At 64.9% G+C, this 17,953-nt stretch carries 19 protein-coding genes; 15 read left to right on the forward strand and 4 right to left on the reverse strand.

Annotated elements, in window-relative coordinates:
- Nucleotides 1-51 precede the first annotated feature (51 nt).
- On the reverse strand, nt 52-207 hold the full coding sequence (locus ACFQU1_RS09640; protein WP_378131808.1) for a hypothetical protein: 156 nt from the start codon (nt 205-207) through the stop codon (nt 52-54).
- On the reverse strand, nt 204-947 hold the full coding sequence (locus ACFQU1_RS09645; RefSeq protein WP_378131809.1) for a GntR family transcriptional regulator: 744 nt from the start codon (nt 945-947) through the stop codon (nt 204-206). The genes ACFQU1_RS09640 and ACFQU1_RS09645 overlap by 4 nt, the downstream gene beginning before the upstream one ends.
- A 131-nt stretch (nt 948-1,078) precedes the next feature.
- Between ACFQU1_RS09645 and ACFQU1_RS09650 the strand changes: the two genes are divergently transcribed.
- The 8 genes from ACFQU1_RS09650 (at nt 1,079) to ACFQU1_RS09685 (ending at nt 9,737) form a co-directional block, all read left to right on the forward strand.
- Nucleotides 1,079-2,101, forward strand: coding sequence for a ketopantoate reductase family protein (locus ACFQU1_RS09650; protein WP_378131811.1), 1,023 nt, complete (start codon nt 1,079-1,081; stop codon nt 2,099-2,101).
- Nucleotides 2,101-3,831 (forward strand): M28 family peptidase, encoded by a 1,731-nt coding sequence (locus ACFQU1_RS09655; RefSeq protein WP_378131813.1) that lies wholly within the window; start codon nt 2,101-2,103, stop codon nt 3,829-3,831. The genes ACFQU1_RS09650 and ACFQU1_RS09655 overlap by 1 nt, the downstream gene beginning before the upstream one ends.
- A gap of 464 nt (nt 3,832-4,295) precedes the next feature.
- Complete coding sequence (gene repC, locus ACFQU1_RS09660; protein ID WP_378132091.1) at nt 4,296-4,673, forward strand: plasmid replication protein RepC; 378 nt, start codon at nt 4,296-4,298, stop codon at nt 4,671-4,673.
- 228 nt (nt 4,674-4,901) lie between these two features.
- A complete protein-coding gene (locus ACFQU1_RS09665) occupies nt 4,902-5,546 on the forward strand; it encodes a GntR family transcriptional regulator (RefSeq protein ID WP_378131815.1) in 645 nt (214 codons plus the stop codon).
- Nucleotides 5,547-5,730: 184 nt separating this feature from the next.
- Nucleotides 5,731-6,534, forward strand: a complete 804-nt coding sequence (locus ACFQU1_RS09670) for an ABC transporter ATP-binding protein (protein ID WP_378131817.1) — start codon at nt 5,731-5,733, stop codon at nt 6,532-6,534.
- Nucleotide 6,535: 1 nt separating this feature from the next.
- A complete protein-coding gene (locus ACFQU1_RS09675) occupies nt 6,536-7,402 on the forward strand; it encodes an ABC transporter permease (protein WP_378131819.1) in 867 nt (288 codons plus the stop codon).
- Between the two features lie 79 nt (nt 7,403-7,481).
- The gene (locus ACFQU1_RS09680) at nt 7,482-8,555 is read left to right on the forward strand and encodes an ABC transporter substrate-binding protein (RefSeq protein WP_378131821.1); all 1,074 of its coding nucleotides are present in this window, start codon (nt 7,482-7,484) and stop codon (nt 8,553-8,555) included.
- Between the two features lie 90 nt (nt 8,556-8,645).
- Nucleotides 8,646-9,737: an amidohydrolase family protein gene (locus tag ACFQU1_RS09685; protein ID WP_378131824.1), complete on the forward strand. Its 1,092-nt coding sequence runs from the start codon at nt 8,646-8,648 to the stop codon at nt 9,735-9,737.
- 68 nt (nt 9,738-9,805) lie between these two features.
- On the opposite strand, the gene ACFQU1_RS09690 is transcribed toward ACFQU1_RS09685, so the two are convergent.
- On the reverse strand, nt 9,806-10,051 hold the full coding sequence (locus tag ACFQU1_RS09690) for a type II toxin-antitoxin system VapB family antitoxin (protein WP_378131826.1): 246 nt from the start codon (nt 10,049-10,051) through the stop codon (nt 9,806-9,808).
- 135 nt (nt 10,052-10,186) lie between these two features.
- On the reverse strand, nt 10,187-11,188 hold the full coding sequence (locus ACFQU1_RS09695; RefSeq protein WP_378131828.1) for a GntR family transcriptional regulator: 1,002 nt from the start codon (nt 11,186-11,188) through the stop codon (nt 10,187-10,189).
- Between the two features lie 307 nt (nt 11,189-11,495).
- On the opposite strand from ACFQU1_RS09695, the gene ACFQU1_RS09700 reads away from it, so the two are divergent.
- The 7 genes from ACFQU1_RS09700 (at nt 11,496) to ACFQU1_RS09730 (ending at nt 17,946) form a co-directional block, all read left to right on the forward strand.
- Entirely contained in the window at nt 11,496-12,614 is a 1,119-nt protein-coding gene (locus tag ACFQU1_RS09700; RefSeq protein ID WP_378132093.1) for an L-lactate dehydrogenase, read from the forward strand.
- A 59-nt stretch (nt 12,615-12,673) separates the two neighbouring features.
- Complete coding sequence (locus ACFQU1_RS09705) at nt 12,674-13,438, forward strand: acetoacetate decarboxylase family protein (RefSeq protein ID WP_378132095.1); 765 nt, start codon at nt 12,674-12,676, stop codon at nt 13,436-13,438.
- 69 nt (nt 13,439-13,507) lie between these two features.
- Entirely contained in the window at nt 13,508-14,773 is a 1,266-nt protein-coding gene (locus tag ACFQU1_RS09710; protein WP_378131830.1) for an ABC transporter substrate-binding protein, read from the forward strand.
- Entirely contained in the window at nt 14,770-15,507 is a 738-nt protein-coding gene (locus ACFQU1_RS09715) for an SDR family NAD(P)-dependent oxidoreductase (RefSeq protein WP_378131832.1), read from the forward strand. The genes ACFQU1_RS09710 and ACFQU1_RS09715 overlap by 4 nt, the downstream gene beginning before the upstream one ends.
- Before the next feature lie 22 nt (nt 15,508-15,529).
- Nucleotides 15,530-16,315 carry an ABC transporter ATP-binding protein gene (locus ACFQU1_RS09720; protein WP_378131835.1) on the forward strand — a complete coding sequence of 262 codons (786 nt, stop codon included), beginning with the start codon at nt 15,530-15,532 and terminating at the stop codon, nt 16,313-16,315.
- Nucleotides 16,308-17,024: an ABC transporter ATP-binding protein gene (locus ACFQU1_RS09725; protein ID WP_378131837.1), complete on the forward strand. Its 717-nt coding sequence runs from the start codon at nt 16,308-16,310 to the stop codon at nt 17,022-17,024. Before ACFQU1_RS09720 ends, ACFQU1_RS09725 begins: the two co-directional genes overlap by 8 nt.
- Before the next feature lie 40 nt (nt 17,025-17,064).
- On the forward strand, nt 17,065-17,946 hold the full coding sequence (locus ACFQU1_RS09730) for a branched-chain amino acid ABC transporter permease (protein ID WP_378131839.1): 882 nt from the start codon (nt 17,065-17,067) through the stop codon (nt 17,944-17,946).
- Nucleotides 17,947-17,953 lie beyond the last annotated feature (7 nt).

The following is a 17,953-nucleotide window of genomic DNA, read 5'->3' on the forward strand; positions in this document are numbered from 1 at the left end:
CCTCAACGTTCCTTTCCAAAGCGGCTTTTCACCCTCGGTTCACTTGCCACTTCAAGAAGCCCCGCCGTTGACCGGCTGTCCGGTGATGTAATCGGCCGTATCGGGTGCAAAGAACATCACGGCATTGGCGATGTCCTGCGGCGTGCCGAGGCTGTGCGGCGGGATCGCGACGAGCGCTTCGTGCCGCTCGATACGACCGACGCTCATGATCTTGCCCCATGGTTCGACGACCGGGAGCGGCTGGCCGCCGCCGCGCCGCGGGCTCGCTCGGCGAGCACCATCAATGCGAGCTCGGCGGCGGCCTCGATGTGATGGATGCAGGCGGCCTCCGCGGCGGCGGCATCGCGCGCCTGCACGGCATCAGCGATGTCGCGCAGCTCCGCCATGCTGCGCTCGGCCCGGCCCGGCCAACGCGTCGAACTGAAGCGAAAGAGCGCAAGCCGGTTGTGGATCGTGAGCAGCACCTGGCTCAGCGCCTTGTTGGCGGCTCCTTCGGTGAGCACTTTGTAAAACTCGTCGGAACTGGTGATCACGCCCACCATGTCGCGCGCCGCATGTGCCCGTCCGATATCCTCGACGGTGCGGCGCAGCTCCGCGACGAATTCGCCGCTGGCGCGCTGGACGAAGAGCCGCCCGGCCTGGCCTTCGAGCATGGCTCTCAGCTCGTAGATGTCGCGCGCCTCCCTGTCGGTGAGCTCGGCGATGACCGGGCCGCGATAGGGGATGGAGGTGATAAGGCCCTCGGATTCGAGCTGCCGGACAGCCTCGCGCACCGTTGTGCGCGCCGCGCCCGTCAGCGCGCAGAGCTCCCGCTCCGGCACACGCTGGCCTGGAAGCAGGTCGCCCGAGACGATCGCGGCGCGAATTCGATCCGCCGCCATTTCGCGGACACCTGCGCCGCCGCGCTCGTTGTCGTCCTCGCCGTGAAAAGCCTGCTGCTGGACCATGCCTAAATCGTCAGACAATCAAAGCTGATATTTTCTGATAAACTTGCATTTTGTCAGATGACGTTCTCGTCAAAAATGTCTTATGTCAAGATGCGGCCATTATATTGCGGCCATCAGCGGAGGGTCGGTGCGTGGCAGAGGTGGTCATCTGGGGATCGGGGGCGATCGGCGGCACGATCGGCGCCTATCTGGCGCGTGCCGGGAAAGATGTGCTTTTCGTTGATATTGACGCGCCGCATGTGGCGGAGATCAAGGCGAACCGGCTGAAGATCGAAGGGCCGATCGACAGTTTCACGACCGGGGGGCCGGCAGTGACCCCGGACGCGATGAGCGGGCAGCATCCGCTCATTCTTCTGGCCGTGAAGGCGCATCACACGGAGCAGGCGACGCGCGCGCTCGCGCCCCATCTCGCGCCCAATGGCATGGTCGTCTCCTGCCAGAACGGCCTGAACGAGCTGGTCATCGCCGATATCGTCGGCCGCGAGCGCACCATCGGCGCCTTCGTGAATTTTATGGCGGACTATCAGGAGCCGGGCCGGATCCTCTACGGCGGCCGTGGCGCAGTGGTGGTGGGCGAGCTCAACGGCGCGCATCGCCCGCGCATCGCCGCGCTTCACGCGCTCCTCAAGATCTTCGATCGCGACGCCGTCGAGACCGACAATATCTTCGGCTATCTCTGGGGCAAGGCGGCCTACGGGACATTGCTGAAGACCTCGGCGCTCGCCGATGAATCGATCGCCGGCTTCATCGCCAATCCCGCCTGGAAGCGCACGACGGTTGCCTTGATCCAGGAGGTGCTGACGGTTGCGGCCGCCGCTGGCGTGAAGCCGCTCGGCTTCAACGGCTTCGATCCGGACGCCTTCGCACGCAGGGATGTAGCGGCGATCGACATGTCGCTAAACGCGCTCATCGACTACAACACGCATACCGCCAAGTCGCACAGCGGCGTATGGCGCGACATCGTCGTGCGCAAGCGTCGGACCGACGTCGCCGCCCAACTCGGCCCGGTGCAGACGACGGCGCGCCGGCACGGGCTCGACACCCCGCTCGTCGACCGTCTCATCGCGATGATCGGGGATGTCGAAGCCGGACGGCGGACGGTCGGTGCCGCGCTCTTCTCCGAATTGCGCGATCATGTGGAAGGAAGAAGCTGATGGCGCAGACCATTGATCGTCACGCGGATGACGGCCTCCTGGACGCCGCGCCGCGGGTCGATGCCGAGGTGATGATGCGGCATTTGGCGGAACTCGCCCGCTGGACGAAGCTGAGCGGCACCGCCGAGGAGGCCGAGAGCCTGCGCTATATCGAGCGGCAGATGGCGGCTTACGGCTATGTCACGCGCATTCTCCATCATCCGGCCTATATCAGCCTTCCTGGCAAGGCGCGTGTGGTGGCCGACGGCCGCGAGCTGAAGGCCATCACCCATTCCATGTCGCAGCCCTCGCTGGCCGGCGGCACGACCGCGCCGCTCGTCTATGTCGGCAAGGGCACAGAGGGCGATTTCGCGGGCAAGGACCTCCGCGGTGCGATCGTCCTCGTCGACGGCATGGCGACGCCGCAGGTCGCGCTATGCGCCTCCCAGGCCGGCGCGGCGGGTCAATTGCACATCAGCCCGCACGAGCATCTGCACGAGATGTGCATCTCGCCGGTCTGGGGCAGTCCCGACACGCGCACCATGGCGATGATGCCGATCACCGTCGCGCTGACGGTGAGCGCCGCCGACGGCGGGGCGCTGCGCGAGGCGCTGGCGCGCGGCGAAAAGCCGAATGTGGTCCTTCACGCCGAGGTCGATACCGGCTGGCGGCAGACGCCGATCCTCGTCGCCGACATGGCGGCGCCGGAGGCGACGGAGGACACGCCCTTCATCCTGTTCTCCGGCCATCACGATACCTGGTACAAGGGCGTGATGGACAACGGCGCCGCCAATGTCACCATGATGGAGGTGGCGCGGCTTGCCGCCGCCGTGCAGCCGCGCTGGCGGCGCAACCTGCGCTTCTGCTTCTGGTCCGGCCATTCCCACGGTCGCTACGCTAGCTCCGCCTGGTATGCCGATGCCCATTGGCAGGAGCTTGAGCGCCGCTGCGCGATTCACGTCAATGTGGATTCGACGGGCGGCATGGGCGCGACGAGCTTCGCCGAAGCGGGCGCGGCCACAGAACTCGCGGCACTGGCCCATGACGTGCTCAGCACCGAAGCCGGCGAGCCCTTCTCCGGCAGCCGTCTCGGCCGCAATGCCGACCAGTCCTTCTGGGGCATCGGCATTCCCTCGATCTTCGGCGTGCTCAGCACCCAGCCGGAAGACGATCTCGGCCTGCGCGCCAGTCTCGGCTGGTGGTGGCACACGCCGGACGATCTCCTCGACAAGATCGACCCGGCGCTGCTCGAACGCGACACCCGGATCTATCGACGGCTCATCCTGCGGCTCTTGACCGAGCCGATGCTTCCGCTCGATCCGACGAGCCAGGTTGAGGATTTGCAGGCCACGCTGCGGCAGATCGGGCTCGGCGCCGCGCACGGTCTTTCCCTCAATGAGGTGCTCGCCGAGATCGCGGAGTTGCGCCGTGCCTGCGCGGCCTTTGCCGCGACCAGGACAGCCCTGGAGGAGGCCAGGGCAGGGGAGGCGGACCGCGTGCTCATGCGTGTGGGGCGTGCGCTCGTGCCGATCGATTACACGAGCGGCCAGCGCTTCGCCCATGACCCGGCATTGCCGCAGACAAAATGGCCCGCGCTCGACCCGCTGCGCCGCTTCGCCGCCGTCCAGGAAGGCACTGAGGCGTGGTATCCGCTCCAGATCGAGGCGCGCCGGGCGCTCAATGCCATCAGGCACGCCGTCAGCCAGGCGCGCCGGGAACTCAGCCCCTTTGCCGGCGGCTACACGGCATGACCGATGAAGCCCAGCGGGACGCCCGCGGCTATATCGGGCCGGGGCGCGAGCTGAGCTGCATGGGTCATCGTTATGGTCCGTCAGCAACGCAAGGTACGGCCGACCGAAGCTACCGGCCCAGCTACGGCGGCTTCGAACGTTGACGGAGAACTCAAAACGCCGTCCGTGCCGACCTGTCCTACATTGAAAGGGCCCTGTTCGCGTCCACCCTTCTCGACAAAGGCTTCGACAAAGACACGACCCGGGCAGCTCTCGGCGTCGATCATGCCGCGCTCTCGCGGTTTTTATCCGTCGTTCAAAAGATCCCACCAGCCGTTCTCCAGGCTGTCGGCCGCGCGCCGAGAACCGGACGAATCACTGTCAAGAGTCGGCGGCGTCGTTTCGGCGGGCGTGAGCCTTTCCTCACGGAAGTGAGGACAACATGACACTTGCAACGACGCCCTTTGGGCGGCGGCCGGCGACGCTTGCCATGTGGCAGCGCAGTTGGCCTCCAAAACCTGTCCAACGACAAGACGGTCCACAAATGGACGCTGTTCCGCGATCTCACCGAAGCCAAAGATCGGCTCGGCGTCACGGATCGCGCGCTTGCCATCCTTCAGGCGCTCCTGAGCTTCCATCAGGAAACGGCCCTCACGTCCGGCGATCTGATCGTCTATCCGTCCAATCGTGAGCTCGCCCTTCGCGCCCACGGCATCGCGCCGGCGACATTGCGACGTCACCTGTCCGCCCTCGTCGATGCCGGACTGATCATCAGGCGCGACAGCCCGAACGGGAAGCGCTATGCGCGGAAAGGGCAGGGGCGCGCATCGAGGAGGCCTTCGGCTTCGACCTCTCGGCGATGATGCAGGCAGGCAGCTTCGTGGCCGCATCCGTTCTTGTATCTGACATATCTCGCTGCTCGAAAAACTAAAACTGTGGTGTCGAACAGCTCAGTCCAGGCTGAACCTCACAGCCCGCATGACGCCTCAGAACTGCTATCCACAGCCGCTTCGAGTTCGTCTCATGCGCATCGCTGTTGACGTTATCGATCGATCATTATATCGTGGTGATATCTCAGAAGAGAGAGATTGATGAAGCTAGTGCGCAACAGGGTCTACGAATTGGTTCGGCGGGAGATTCTGTCCTGCTCGATCATGCCGGGCGCCGAGTTGCGCGAGGCGGACCTCGCCGGACGCTTCGGGGTTAGCAAATCTCCAGTGCGCGACGCCATGCAGAAGCTGGAGTTGGAGGGGCTCGTCGAGATCGAGCCCCGCCGTGGCCACCGTGTACGGCCGATCTCGGTCAGCGATGCCGAGGATGTGCTCGAGATGCGGTTTATTCTCGAGACCGCATGCGTGCGTAAGGCTGCCCTTGTGGCGTCAGACGAAGAACTCGGGGATCTCGATCGTTACCGCGACGCCGACAGCTCGTCTAACGCAGTTTTCACCGAGTATAATCGCACATTCCACAATCGACTCGCGATGCTCTCGCGTAATCGCCGCCTGGCTGAAGAAACCGCACGCCTGATGGAGCTTTACGAAAGGCTGTGCATGATCAGCCTGGCCGCCATCGCCGATCGTGGGGGCAGCGAGGGGCCGCTGCGCGATCACAACGAGATCATCGACGCGTTGCAGGCGCGTAACGGCAATGCCGCGGCCCGCGTGGTACGCCGGCACATCGGCAAGTCGCAGGCCCAGATCCTGCGCGCCCTGGAGAGCCGCCCGATCGTCGCGTGACATCGGCGGACCATAAGAAGACGTCTCGGGCGAAGACCCGTGCACCCAAACCGTGAGTGAACGACGGTAGGACCTGCACGCCTATCGGGCAAAAATGCAGGCCGACCCGCGAGGAACGTCCATCTCGACCGACGCCCGTCCGGGTGAATGCGCCCGGCTGCGCGCCAGCGAAGGAGGGGAATAGGTGAACGCTGTTGCCACCCAATTCGCCGTGGCCGAACAGGCCCGGCCTCGAACCGACGACGTGGTGATATCCGCCCGCGACGTCGCCAAGGTCTTCAACCGCGAAGTCGTCGCCCTGGAGAGCGCAAGCTTCGACATCAAGCGCGGCACATTCGTTTCGCTTGTCGGGCCGAGCGGTTGCGGCAAGTCCACGCTGTTGCGCCTCGTCGCCGGCCTGATTCGCCAAACATCCGGCAGCCTCACCGTGATGGGGCGAGGGGTGGACGGGCCGTCCAGCGACGTCGGCATGATGTTCCAGAAGCCAACCCTGCTCGAATGGCGCACAGCGGTCGAGAACGTCTTGCTGCCGACCGAGGTGAGGGGCACCGTGTCGGCGGCCGATCGCTCCCGCGCCATGGACCTGTTGCGGCTCGTCGGGCTCAGGGATTTTGAATTCGCCTTTCCCCGACAGTTATCGGGCGGCATGCAGCAGCGCGTCGCGCTCGCCCGGCTGCTGCAGACCGGCGCGACCATACTGCTGCTCGATGAGCCCTTCGGCGCGCTCGACGAGTTCACGCGCGAGCGGCTCAATTTGGAGCTTCTGCGCATCGTCAGCGATGTCGGGGCCACCGTGCTGTTCGTGACCCACAATATTCCCGAGGCGATCTTTCTCGGCGACCAGCTGATGGTGATGACGCCGCGGCCCGGCCGCCTCGCCAAGATCGTGGAGGTGCCGTTCGGCGATGCCCGCGACATCTCGCTCATGCAGACACCGGCCTTCAATGCGCTCGTCTCGGATGTGCGCGCCGTACTCGGAGGGCATTGAGATGAGCCTCACCGCCAATGACCGTCTGCCCGGCGCCACCGGCCTCGCCTCGGAACCAGGACTGCTGCTCGGGCGCGCCGCACGGCATCTCGCCCTGTTCCTGGCCATCATTGCCGTATGGGAGGCGGCGAGCGCGACCGGGCTGGTCGATCCGCTGATCCTGCCGCGGCCGAGCGCAATCGTCGTCTCGCTCTACGACATGCTCTTCGTGCGAGCCAATGTTTGGTATCACATGGGTGTCACGCTGTGGGAGGCGATTGCCGGCTTCGTCATCGGCTCGATCGTCGGCATCGCGCTCGCCGTCGCCGCCGGCCTCAGCGAGACCTTCCGGCGCTATATCTCGCCTTATGTCATCGTGCTGCAGGTCATCCCGCGTATAGCGCTCGCGCCGATCATCATCGCATGGCTCGGCTTCGGCACCAGCCCGAAGATCGCCATCGGTGCGCTGATCTGCTTCTTCCCGCCCTTCATCAATACTTTGACTGGACTTCTCAATATCGATGAGGACGCGCATGAGATGTTCCGCTCGCTGGGAGCCAGCAAGCGGCAGATCTTCTTCGGCCTCATGCTGCCGAACGCCACGCCGATCATCATGGCGGGTGTCAAGGCGGCGATCTCTCTGGCACTCATCGGCGCCATCGTGGGCGAGTTCATTTCCGCCGGCGAAGGGCTGGGGGTTCTCATGCAGCGCTACAGCTTCGCGCTCAACATGTCTGCCTCCTTCGCCGTGCTGGTGGTGCTCACCGTGGTCGGCTACCTGCTGTTCGTCGCCATGGAGAAAATGGACGACCACCTCGTGTACTGGCGTAACGACGCCCGCATGGCGGCGATGAGCCGCCGGCGCGCCAAGGCGTGGCGGGCCCACTGAAGGCCCGCCCAGCCGACTGTCCCGATACCGCGACACATCAATGGAACGGCCCGTCATGGGCCGAGCGGAGGAAACTGCCATGCTCAACAGGGTGACATTCCTTGCCGGCCGGGTCACCGCCGGCCTCGCGGCGGCGGCGCTCGCCGTATTGATCCTGCCGGCCGGCACGAGTCCGGCCGACGCGCAGAAGCTACGCACGATCAACATCATCATGCCGTTGCCACGCTCGGCGAATTTCTATCCGATCGTCGCCGGCGAGGCGCTCGGCTATTTCGCCAAAGAGGGCGTCGAGGTGAACCTGTTGCCCTCCGCGACCACCGTGCCCTATGTCGCTTTTCTGCAGAACCGGCAGGCCGAGCTCGCCATGCTCGACGCGCCGCAGACCTTCCAGGCCGTGCAGGCCGGCATCAAGATCAAAGTTCTTTACGAGGCCCACCAGACCGCGCCCGAGGGCGTCGCCGTGCTCGCCGACAGCCCGCTTCAATCGGTGGCCGACCTGAAGGGCAAAACGGTCGGCCTCGTCAGCGACCGTGACCACGCCACGCTCGCCGTCGCGCTTAACTACAAGGGCGTCCCCGTCTCGGACGTGAACACCGTCGTCGTAGGCGAAGCAGGCCCGACCATGGCGATGGCGCTCAGGAGTGGCCGTGTCGCGGCGATCGCGGGCGCCACGCCCGACTGGCTGTCGCTGCAGGCGGCGGGCATGAAGATCCGGCTCATCACGCCGGACGAGATGAAGGAGCAGCCCGCCAATTCCTTCGTTGCCGCCGCCGATCGGGTGGACGAATTGCGCAAGCCGCTCGAAGGCTTCTTCCGCGCCTATTCGAAGGGCATGGAGGTCGCCAAGATCGACCCCAAGGCGCTCGCCGCGATGCTGAAGAAGGCCGTTCCCGAGGAATGGCCGACGGACGATTTCGGCCAGCAGTTCCTCGATGCGTCCATCGTGCTCGGCTACTCCGTCACGAAGCGGCTGGGCGATGTCCAGCCCGATATCTGGAAAACCGTGCAGCCGCCGCTCGTCAAGATCGGCGAGCTGAAGGAGGAGATCGACCCGGCGACCTTCCTCGACGACTCCTTCATTGGGCCAGCCAATGACTTCTCTCGCGATGCGGTGGCCGCCGACGTCGCCGAATGGAAGAAGAAGAACATGTGAGGCCGGCGGGCGGCAGGCAGGTTCTGCCGCCCGTCTTGCCCCTTCGACCGTGCCGCCGCCGAATGCGGTATTCCGCCAGGAGAAATTCTTATGGACCACAGCATGATCGACGCCGCAACGCTGGGCGGCAATGTCAACCGTTACGGGCCGACGTCCGCCCGGGCGCCATCGCCGAAGCCGGCCCGGCTGACCACGACGACGATCGATATTCACGCCCATGCCGGCGTGCCGGAGGCCCACAGCTTCGTGGCTCCCCATCTCGACCCGAGCAAGATCGCCATGGTCCGCTTCTCGAATGAGGAGACGCGCGCGATCAACCAACGCCAGGAGCAGGATCGTACAACGACCATGGTGGACATGGACGACCGGCTGAAGGTGCTGGACAAGCTCGGCATCGACATCCAGGTGGTCGCTCCGCCGCCGCATCAGTGCTACTACACGGTCGATGCCGAATACGGCGTGCCTGCCAACCGCATGGTCAATGACGGCATGGCCGCTTTCGTCGCCCGTCGCCCGGACCGTTTCGCGGGCCTCGGCACACTCGCTCTGCAGGATCCCGGCTCCGCGGCCGGCGAACTCGAGCGCTGCGTCAAAGAGCTCGGTCTCAAGGGCGTCCAGCTCCTCACCAATGTGAACGGCCGGGAGCTGTCCTCGCCGGAATTCGAGCCGGTCTTCGCGAAGGCCGAAGAACTCGGCGCGCTGGTGATGATTCACCCGAACGGCTTCACCGATGGAGAGCGCTTCAAGCGCTTCTACTTCAGCAATATTATCGGCAACCCGCTCGAGACCACGGTGGCGTTGCACTATCTCATCTTCGACGGCGTGCTGGAGCGGCATCCGCGCCTAAAGCTGCTCGCCGTGCACGGCGGCGGCTACCTGCCGGGCTATTCCGGGCGCATCGACCATGCCTGGGGCGCACGCAAGGACTCGAACGGCGGGTTGCCGCGGCCGCCGAGCGAATATCTGCGCCGCGTCTATTTCGACACGGTGGTCTTCACGCCCCACCAGCTCGAATATCTCGTGAAGGTCTACGGCCCGGACAAGATCGTCATGGGCACCGACTATCCCTACGACATGGCGGACTATGACCCCGTGCAGCATGTGCTGAGCGTCGAGTCCTTCAGCGACGAGATCCGCGCCAAGGTGGCCGGCGGCACGGCGAAAGCATTGCTGGGGCTTTAGGCCTTGGGCCGGCCCTTGGCGAGCCGGCAGCATCCCCACGCCACCATCAGCACCGGGGGCGACGAATATCAGGCGTCGCCCCCCATCTTGTCGCTATACGACTTCATATCGAAGTCAGGATTCGGAAGCCCGATCGTCGCGGCCTTCGCATGAATTTTGGCCAGCCGGTCACCGACGGGCACCTTCGCGCGGGTACGATCCAGCGCGTGGCGGAGCGCGGCACGCACGGCCTCGGTCTTGCTGCGCGCATGCGTGAGCCGCGCCAACTCCTCGGCCATGGCGCTCACGTCCTCGTCGCGAATAAATAGCGGCATGTTGATATCCCTACTTAGTAATCAAGATCTCATCTGGGAGAAATCACTGCAAGGATGACGCTGGCGGGCATGCACTAACTCCAGTGGGGGAGGGCGATGAGCCTCTCGAATTGGCCAGCGACATTGGTGCGAGATCTAGATCTGTGTGATGTAGGGCGGACACTGCAGCGGGTCGGTGCGTGTCGTGATCTCGAAACGCATGAGCCAGCGGTCCACGGCGTCGTCGAGGTGGACATGCAGCGCGCGCGCTGCCTCATCCGGCTGGCCGGCGAGAAGAAAGTCGATGATCGCGAGATGCTCCCCGAGCGCCGCCTCGATGAGCTCGATCGGGATGCCGAGGATGGGATCGAACAGGTAACGCGTCGGGCCGAAGAGGAGATGGGTGCGGCGCAGCGCGCGCAGGATTTCCTCGTTGGGACATAGTCCCAGCATGTCGATGTGAAGTTCTTTTTCGACGGCGTCGAATTCGACACTTTCGAGGGGCTTCTTGGTCCATACCGCGAGGATATGCGCCCGCATCGCGTGCAGGTGCTCCGGCGGAACGATGGGTGCAACCTTGAGCAGCGCCGGCGGTTCGAGCAAGGCGCGCATCTCATAGAGGTGCCGGATGCGATCCGGCGTCATCTTCTCCGCCATCCAATGGCCGGCGCTGTCCTTGGCGATCAGCCCGACACCGTGCATGCGCGCGAGAAGGTCGCGGGTCACCGTTCGGCTCACCTCGAAATGCTGGGCGAGACGCAGCTCATTGAGCCGGACCGAACCGAACAAGGTTCGCACGAACAGTTCCTGCTCCACCTCCTTGTACATCCGCTCCCATTGCCGTGGGGCCGATATCTTGACGGGATCGAGCACGGCGAGCCCCGCGCTCTCGACCTCCTCGTACGCGCCAGAGACCCGGTAACCGCGCCCAGGTAGCTCCTCCACGAGGCGGTCGCGGCACAGCCATTTCAATGCCTGCCGTGCGGGAGAGCGGCTGATGCCGAACGCGCGCACCACCTCTGCCTCGAGGAGGCGCTCACCGGCCTTGATCTGACCGTCTTCGATCATCCCCCTCAGCAGCCGGTAGATACGCTCCTGCAGAGAGCCTGCCGTGTCGGCTTCGCCGGTTTTCCGAGCAACCGATTGGGCCTGCTTCATGGTCCTGTCGCTTCTCCCGTTGGCTGCCGCCGACATTCTGCCTTCAAGCCCCTATCGCCTAACCGACGCCGCGGTACCACGGCAAGTAAGCTGGCGACGCATCTGGCTTGACATCGCCTATCGAATGCCTTTTAACCGAAACGTACATTGGACGCAAAATACGAAACATGAACGGCGCAAGCCGTCGCCTCGCCGGCAAGGCAGCATCGGATCTGGAAACGACACGGACGGCTCAGTGACATCCTCGCGCGCCACGATCACCAGCATCGAAGACCTGCGCCGTTTGGCGGCACGACGCGTGCCACGCATGTTTTACGAGTACGTGGATTGCGGCTCGTGGAGCGAGACGACTTACCGGGCCAATTCAGCGGATTTCACAAAGATCGAGCTGCGCCAGCGCGTCGGGATGAACATCGCCGCGCGCAACCAGCGCTCCCACATGCTCGGCGAGCCGGTCACCATGCCGGTGGCCCTCGCGCCCACCGGCCTCGCCGGCATGCAATGGGCCGACGGCGAGATTTTGGCGGCGCGCGCTGCCGAGCGGTTCGGCGTGCCCTTCACGCTGTCGACCGTCAGCGTGTGCTCGATCGAGGATGTGGCCGAGCATACGACGCAACCGTTCTGGTTCCAGCTCTACATGATGAAGGACCGCGCTTTCATGGAGCGACTCGTCGGCCGGGCTCGCGCTGCCAATTGTTCGGCTCTCGTCCTGACCCTCGATTTGCAGGTCCAGGGTCAGCGCCACAAGGATATCAAGAACGGCCTTTCGACCCCGCCCAAGCCCACCTTGCGCAACCTCGCCAATCTCGCCACCAAGCCCAGCTGGTGCTTGGCGATGCTGGGCACCAAGCGCCGCACATTTCGGAACATCGTCGGCCATGTGGACGGGGTGGAGGACGTTTCCTCGCTCGCCCATTGGGTGAATGCCCAGTTCGACCAGACGCTCAATTGGGACGACGTGCGCTGGCTGCGCCGGCTCTGGGACGGCAAACTCATCCTGAAGGGCATTCTCGATGTTGAGGATGCCCGGATCGCCGCCGCCACTGGCGCCGATGCACTTATCGTGTCGAATCATGGTGGGCGCCAGCTCGACGGTGCGCCGTCGTCCATCGCCATGCTGCCGCGGATCGCAGATGCGGTCGGCGAGCGCATCGAGGTGCTGTTCGACGGCGGCATCCGCTCGGGGCAGGACGTTCTGAAGGCGCTCGGCCGCGGTGCGAAAGGCGTGATGATCGGCCGCGCCTTTCTCTACGGCCTCGGCGCGCTCGGCGAGGCGGGCGTCACCTGTTGCCTGGAGCTTCTGCGCAAGGAACTCGATCTGACGATGGCGCTCTGCGGCATCACCGATGTGGCGGAAGCCGAGCGGGCGCTCCTGGCCAACGCCGAGAGCTCCGCCTCCAGGGAGTATGCGACGCAATTCGCCTGAAGCTCAAGGAATTCGGCCGGTAACGCGGCCGGCTGTGGGAGATCACGACAGTGGACAAGATGTTTGGCGATTACGAAATGCATCCGAACAGCGGCGTGAACCCGCCCTATTCGCCGGCCTATCCGGTGGAGTGGGAATGCGCGCTGCGGACGCTGGAGGTGATGACGCGCGTCGACCAGAAGAAGGTTGCCGCCCTCCTCGCCGACACGCCCTTCGAGCTCGTCAACGACCGCGTCGCCTTTCGCTTCATGGCATCGCCCGGGCATACGCTCTCGCTCCACCAGGGCCGCATGTTCGACCTGATGGTCACCGTCGCGGTGCGCTACGAGGACCTGTTCACCCAGACGCATATCTACATGTATTGCAGCGACCCGATGGGCATTGCGGCGGGGCGCGAGCTCTTCGGCTATACCAAGAAGGACTGCACCTACCGCTTCGACGAAGCGGCGAACGGCGCCATCGAAGGCGGGGTCAACCGGCGTGGCGTCCAGCTCGCCGATTTCTCCTTCACGCCGGATAGCTCCGCGCCGCTGGTGCGGCTCGTCGACGGCGCCGAACAGCCGGGCGGCGAGATCCACGTGCGGCGTCTCCCCCATCCCGAGCGCCTGGAGACGGCCTATGCGGATGTCGTCTACCGGCGCACGCCGCTCGCCTATTCGGCGCCGGTGCCGGGTCGCGTCACCATGAAGCTGCACCCCAGCCAATACGACCCGCTGACCGAGCTCGAGCCGGAGATCCTCTCGGCGCAGTTCATGGTCTCCGATGTCTATGGCGGCGGGTTCGCCGTGGAGGATCGGCGCCTCCTCAAGCGCCTCATTCCTTGAATGGTCGTTGTGGTGCCGTCGCTGGTGCGCACGGCCCGCCAGGTCAAAAACAAATGGGAGGACTTTCAGATGAGGACGGACAATAGCAAAGGGCGCGGACTGATCGGCTATACCTGTGACCGCCGGAGCTTTCTTTCGGCCGCGGCGAGTGCTTTCGCGCTCACGGCCGCCACGCCGATCGCCTGGGCGCAGGCCGCCAAACCGCTGAAGATCGGTGTGCTCACCGACATTTCGAGCCTCTATGCCGATGTGACGGGAAAGGGTTCGGTTGTTGCGACCCAGATGGCGGCCGAGGATTTCAGTGCCTCCGGCAAGAGCTTGAAGGTGGAGATCCTCAGCGCCGATCATCAGAACAAGGCGGATGTGGCGGCCTCGATCGCGCGCAAATGGATCGACCAGGAGGGCGTCGATGTCATCGTCGACGTGCCCAATTCCGCCGTGGCGCTCGCGGTCGGCAATATCGTCCGCGAGAAGAACAAGGTGATGCTGGCCTCCGGCCCGTCGTCCTCCGACCTGACAGGCAAGGCCTGCTCGCCCAATACCATCCACTGGACCTACGATACCTATGCGCTGGCGACAGGTGCCGCCACCGCGGTCGTGCAATCCGGCGGCAAGACCTGGTTCACGCTGACGGCCGACTACGCCTTCGGCCACGCCATGGAGCAGGACGTCAAAAACGTCGTCGCGCGCAACGGCGGCAAGGTCATCGGCGGCGTGCGGGCGCCCCTCAACACGCAGGACTTCTCGTCATTCCTGCTGCAGGCGCAGTCGTCGCAAGCTGAGGTGATCGGCCTCATTAATGCGGGCGGCGATACCATCAATTCCATCAAGCAGGCGGTGGAGTTCGGCATCACCTCTGGCGGCCAACGCCTTGTGGCGACCGTTCTCTATATTACGGATGTTCATTCGCTCGGCCTCGAGGTGGCCCAGGGGCTGCAGTTCACCGAGGCCTTCTACTGGGACCTCAATGATGACACCCGCGCCTGGACGAAGCGCTTCGCCCCGCGCAATGACGGACGCTATCCGAGCGCGCTGCATGCCGGCGCCTATGCCTCCGTCCTTCACTACCTGCGCGCCGTGGATGCCGCCGGCGGCAGCGCGGATGGCGCCGCCGTCGTTGCCAAGATGAAGGAACTGCCGACGGACGATCCGTTGTTCGGCAAGGGCAGCATTCGCGTCGACGGCCGCAAGATCCACCCCATGTATCTGTTCCAGGTGAAGACGCCGGCCGAGTCCAAATACCCCTGGGACTACTATAACGTCGTGAAGACCATTCCGGCCGAGCAGGTCTGGCGTCCCCTGAACGAGGGCGGCTGCTCGCTGGTGAAGTTGTGAGCGTAGCGCTGGTCACAGGTGGCGGCGGTGGCATCGGCCGGGCCATCGCGCTCCGCCTCGCCGCCGGCGGTGCCGATGTGGCCGTCGTCGATCTGGACGAGAGCCTCGGCGCGGAAACGGCACGCCTCGTCGAGGCTGCAGGACGGCGCGCCCTCTTCCTCCGGGCGGATGTCTCGCGCAGCGCCGATGTCGAGGCTTTCGTCGAGGCTACCGAAGAACGCCTCGGGCCGATCGACGCCTTCGCCAACAATGCCGGAATCGAGGGTGTCATCGCGCCCATTTTCGACTATCCCGAAGATGTCTTCGACCGGTTGCTGGCCGTCAATGCCAAGGGCGTGTTCCTCGGCCTCAAACATGTGCTCGCCCGTATGTGCAAGCGCGGGACTGGGGCCGTCGTGAACACGGCCTCGACCTCGGCCGTCCGGGGTCGGCCAGGGCTCGCGGGCTATGTGGCGACCAAACATGCCGTTCTCGGCCTCACCCGCGTTGCCGCTCTCGACGTGGCCGGCACGGCCATCCGGGTGAATGCCGTGCTGCCGGGCCCCGTCGAGACGCGGATGATCCGCGCGCTCGATGCCCAGGCCGAGCAGAGCGGCGGCATCAAGCGGGCCGGGTCGGCGCGCTACGGCCGGCCGGAGGACGTCGCCAATGTCGTGGCTTTCCTCCTCTCGGCGGAGGCTGCGCATGTGAACGGTGCCGCCTGGACGGTGGATGCCGGCGCAACCGTACCGTGACGTCGCGATCTGGAGCGAGATGATGTCGAGTTCTTCGCAGACGATCGGAGCCGGCGGTGGTGAGCTGATCGTCGAAGCCACCGGCCTCACCAAGGAATTCAAGGGCTTTGCCGCGGTCAAGGACGTCGACCTGCGCATCCGCCGGCACACCATCCATGCTCTCATCGGACCGAACGGCGCGGGCAAGACCACTTGCTTCAATCTGATCACGAAATTTCTCGAGCCGACGCGCGGCACCATCCGGCTGAACGGGCGCGACATCACGCTTACCAAGCCGCCTGATGTAGCGCGGCTCGGCATGGTCCGCTCCTTCCAGATTTCCGCGACCTTCCCGCATCTGACGGTGCTGGAGAACGTGCGCATCGCCCTGCAGCGTCCGGTCGGCACGTCCTTCCACTTCTGGCGTTCCGAAACCTCGCTGAGCACGCTGAACGACCGCGCCATGGAGCTTTTGGAGGAGGTGGGCCTCGCCGCCTATGCCGGGCATGATGCGGCAGAACTGCCCTATGGGCGCAAACGCGCGCTGGAGATCGCCACGACATTGGCGCTCGACCCGGAGATGCTCTTGCTCGATGAGCCGACCTCTGGCATGGGGCGCGAAGACATCGCTCGCACCGCCGAACTGATCCGGCGCGTATCGGCCAATCGCACCGTGTTGATGGTCGAGCACAATCTCAAGGTGGTCGCCGACCTGTCGGACATGATCACGGTGCTTGCCCGCGGCGAGATCCTGACCGAGGGGCCTTACGCGGAGGTTTCACGCAATCCGCAGGTGATCGAAGCCTATATGGGGACCGGCCATGGCTGAGGCGAAGGACGGCGCGCTCCTCTGCGTGCGCGATCTGCACGGCCATTACGGCGAATCGCACGTGCTGCACGGCATGGCTTTCGAGGTGCATCGCGGGGAGGTCGTGACGCTGCTCGGCCGCAACGGCGCGGGCAAGACCACGACCATGCGGGCCGTCATGGGGCTCTTACGCAAACGCAGCGGCTCCATCCGTTACGAGAATACGGAGACCGTGAGGCTCGAGCCCAATCGGATCGCCCGCCTGGGAGTTGCTTTTTGTCCGGAGGAGCGGGGCATCTTTTCCTCGCTCTCCGTGCGGGAAAATCTGCTTCTGCCTCCGGTGATCAAGCCGGGCGGGCTCGCGCTCGACGAGATTCACGCGCTGTTCCCGAGGCTCGAGGAGCGGCGGGACAGCCAGGGCACCAAGCTGTCGGGGGGAGAGCAGCAGATGCTCGCCATTGCCCGGATCTTGCGCACCGGCGCGAAGTTTCTCCTCCTCGACGAGCCGACGGAGGGGCTCGCACCGGTCATCGTGCAGCAGATCGGCGACATCATCCGCACGCTGAAGGCCAGGGGCTTCACCGTCCTGCTGGTCGAGCAGAACTTCCACTTCGCCTCCACCGTCGCCGACCGCCACTATGTCGTGGAGCACGGGCGGGTGGTGGACATGGTGCCGAACGATGAGATCGCGAAGAACGCGGCGCGGCTCGAGGCTTTTCTCGGCGTCTGATGCCGGGATTAGCGGCTCTTCCAAGGGGAACTGAACGCTGATGCTGGATCTGTTAGGGATCGCACCGCAGGCCTTGTTTGGCCAGCTCCTGCTGGGCCTGATCAACGGCGCCTTCTACGCCATGCTGAGTCTCGGGCTCGCGGTGATCTTCGGCCTGCTGAACGTCATCAACTTCACCCACGGCGCCCAATATATGATGGGCGCCTTCGGCGCCTGGATGCTCCTGAACTATGCCGGCGTGCCCTATTGGGGCGCCTTGGTGATCGCGCCGGTCGTGGTCGCCGTCCTCGGCATGGCGATCGAGCGAACGCTGCTGCGGCGGCTCTATGAGCTCGACCATCTTTATGGACTGTTGCTCACCTTCGGCCTGGCCTTGATCATCGAGGGCATCTTCCGGCGCCAATACGGTTCATCGGGCCTGCCCTACAACAATCCGCTGCCCGGCGGCACCAATCTCGGCTTCATGTTCCTGCCGCACTACCGCGCCTGGGTCGTGGTGTTTTCGCTCGCCGTCTGCCTCCTGACCTGGTTCATCATCGAGCGGACCAAGCTCGGCTCCTATCTGCGCGCCGCCACCGAACGGCCCGATCTGGTGCAGGCCTTCGGCATCGACGTGCCACGCATGGTCACGCTCACCTATGGCTTCGGCGTGGGGCTCGCGGCGCTCGCCGGCGTGCTGGCGGCGCCCGCATATCAGGTGAGCCCGACCATGGGCTCGAACCTCATCATCGTTGTCTTCGCCGTGGTGGTGATCGGCGGCATGGGCTCGATCATGGGCGCTATCGTCACCGGCTTTGGTCTCGGCCTCGTCGAAGGCCTGACAAAGGTGTTCTACCCCGAAGCCTCCTCGACGGTGATCTTCGTCGTCATGGCCATCGTGCTCATGCTGAAGCCCGCCGGGCTGTTCGGCACCGTCAAGTGAGAATGCC

It is taken from the genome of Chelatococcus sp. GCM10030263, from assembly GCF_042666455.1.
Classification (GTDB): Bacteria; Pseudomonadota; Alphaproteobacteria; order Rhizobiales; family Beijerinckiaceae; genus Chelatococcus.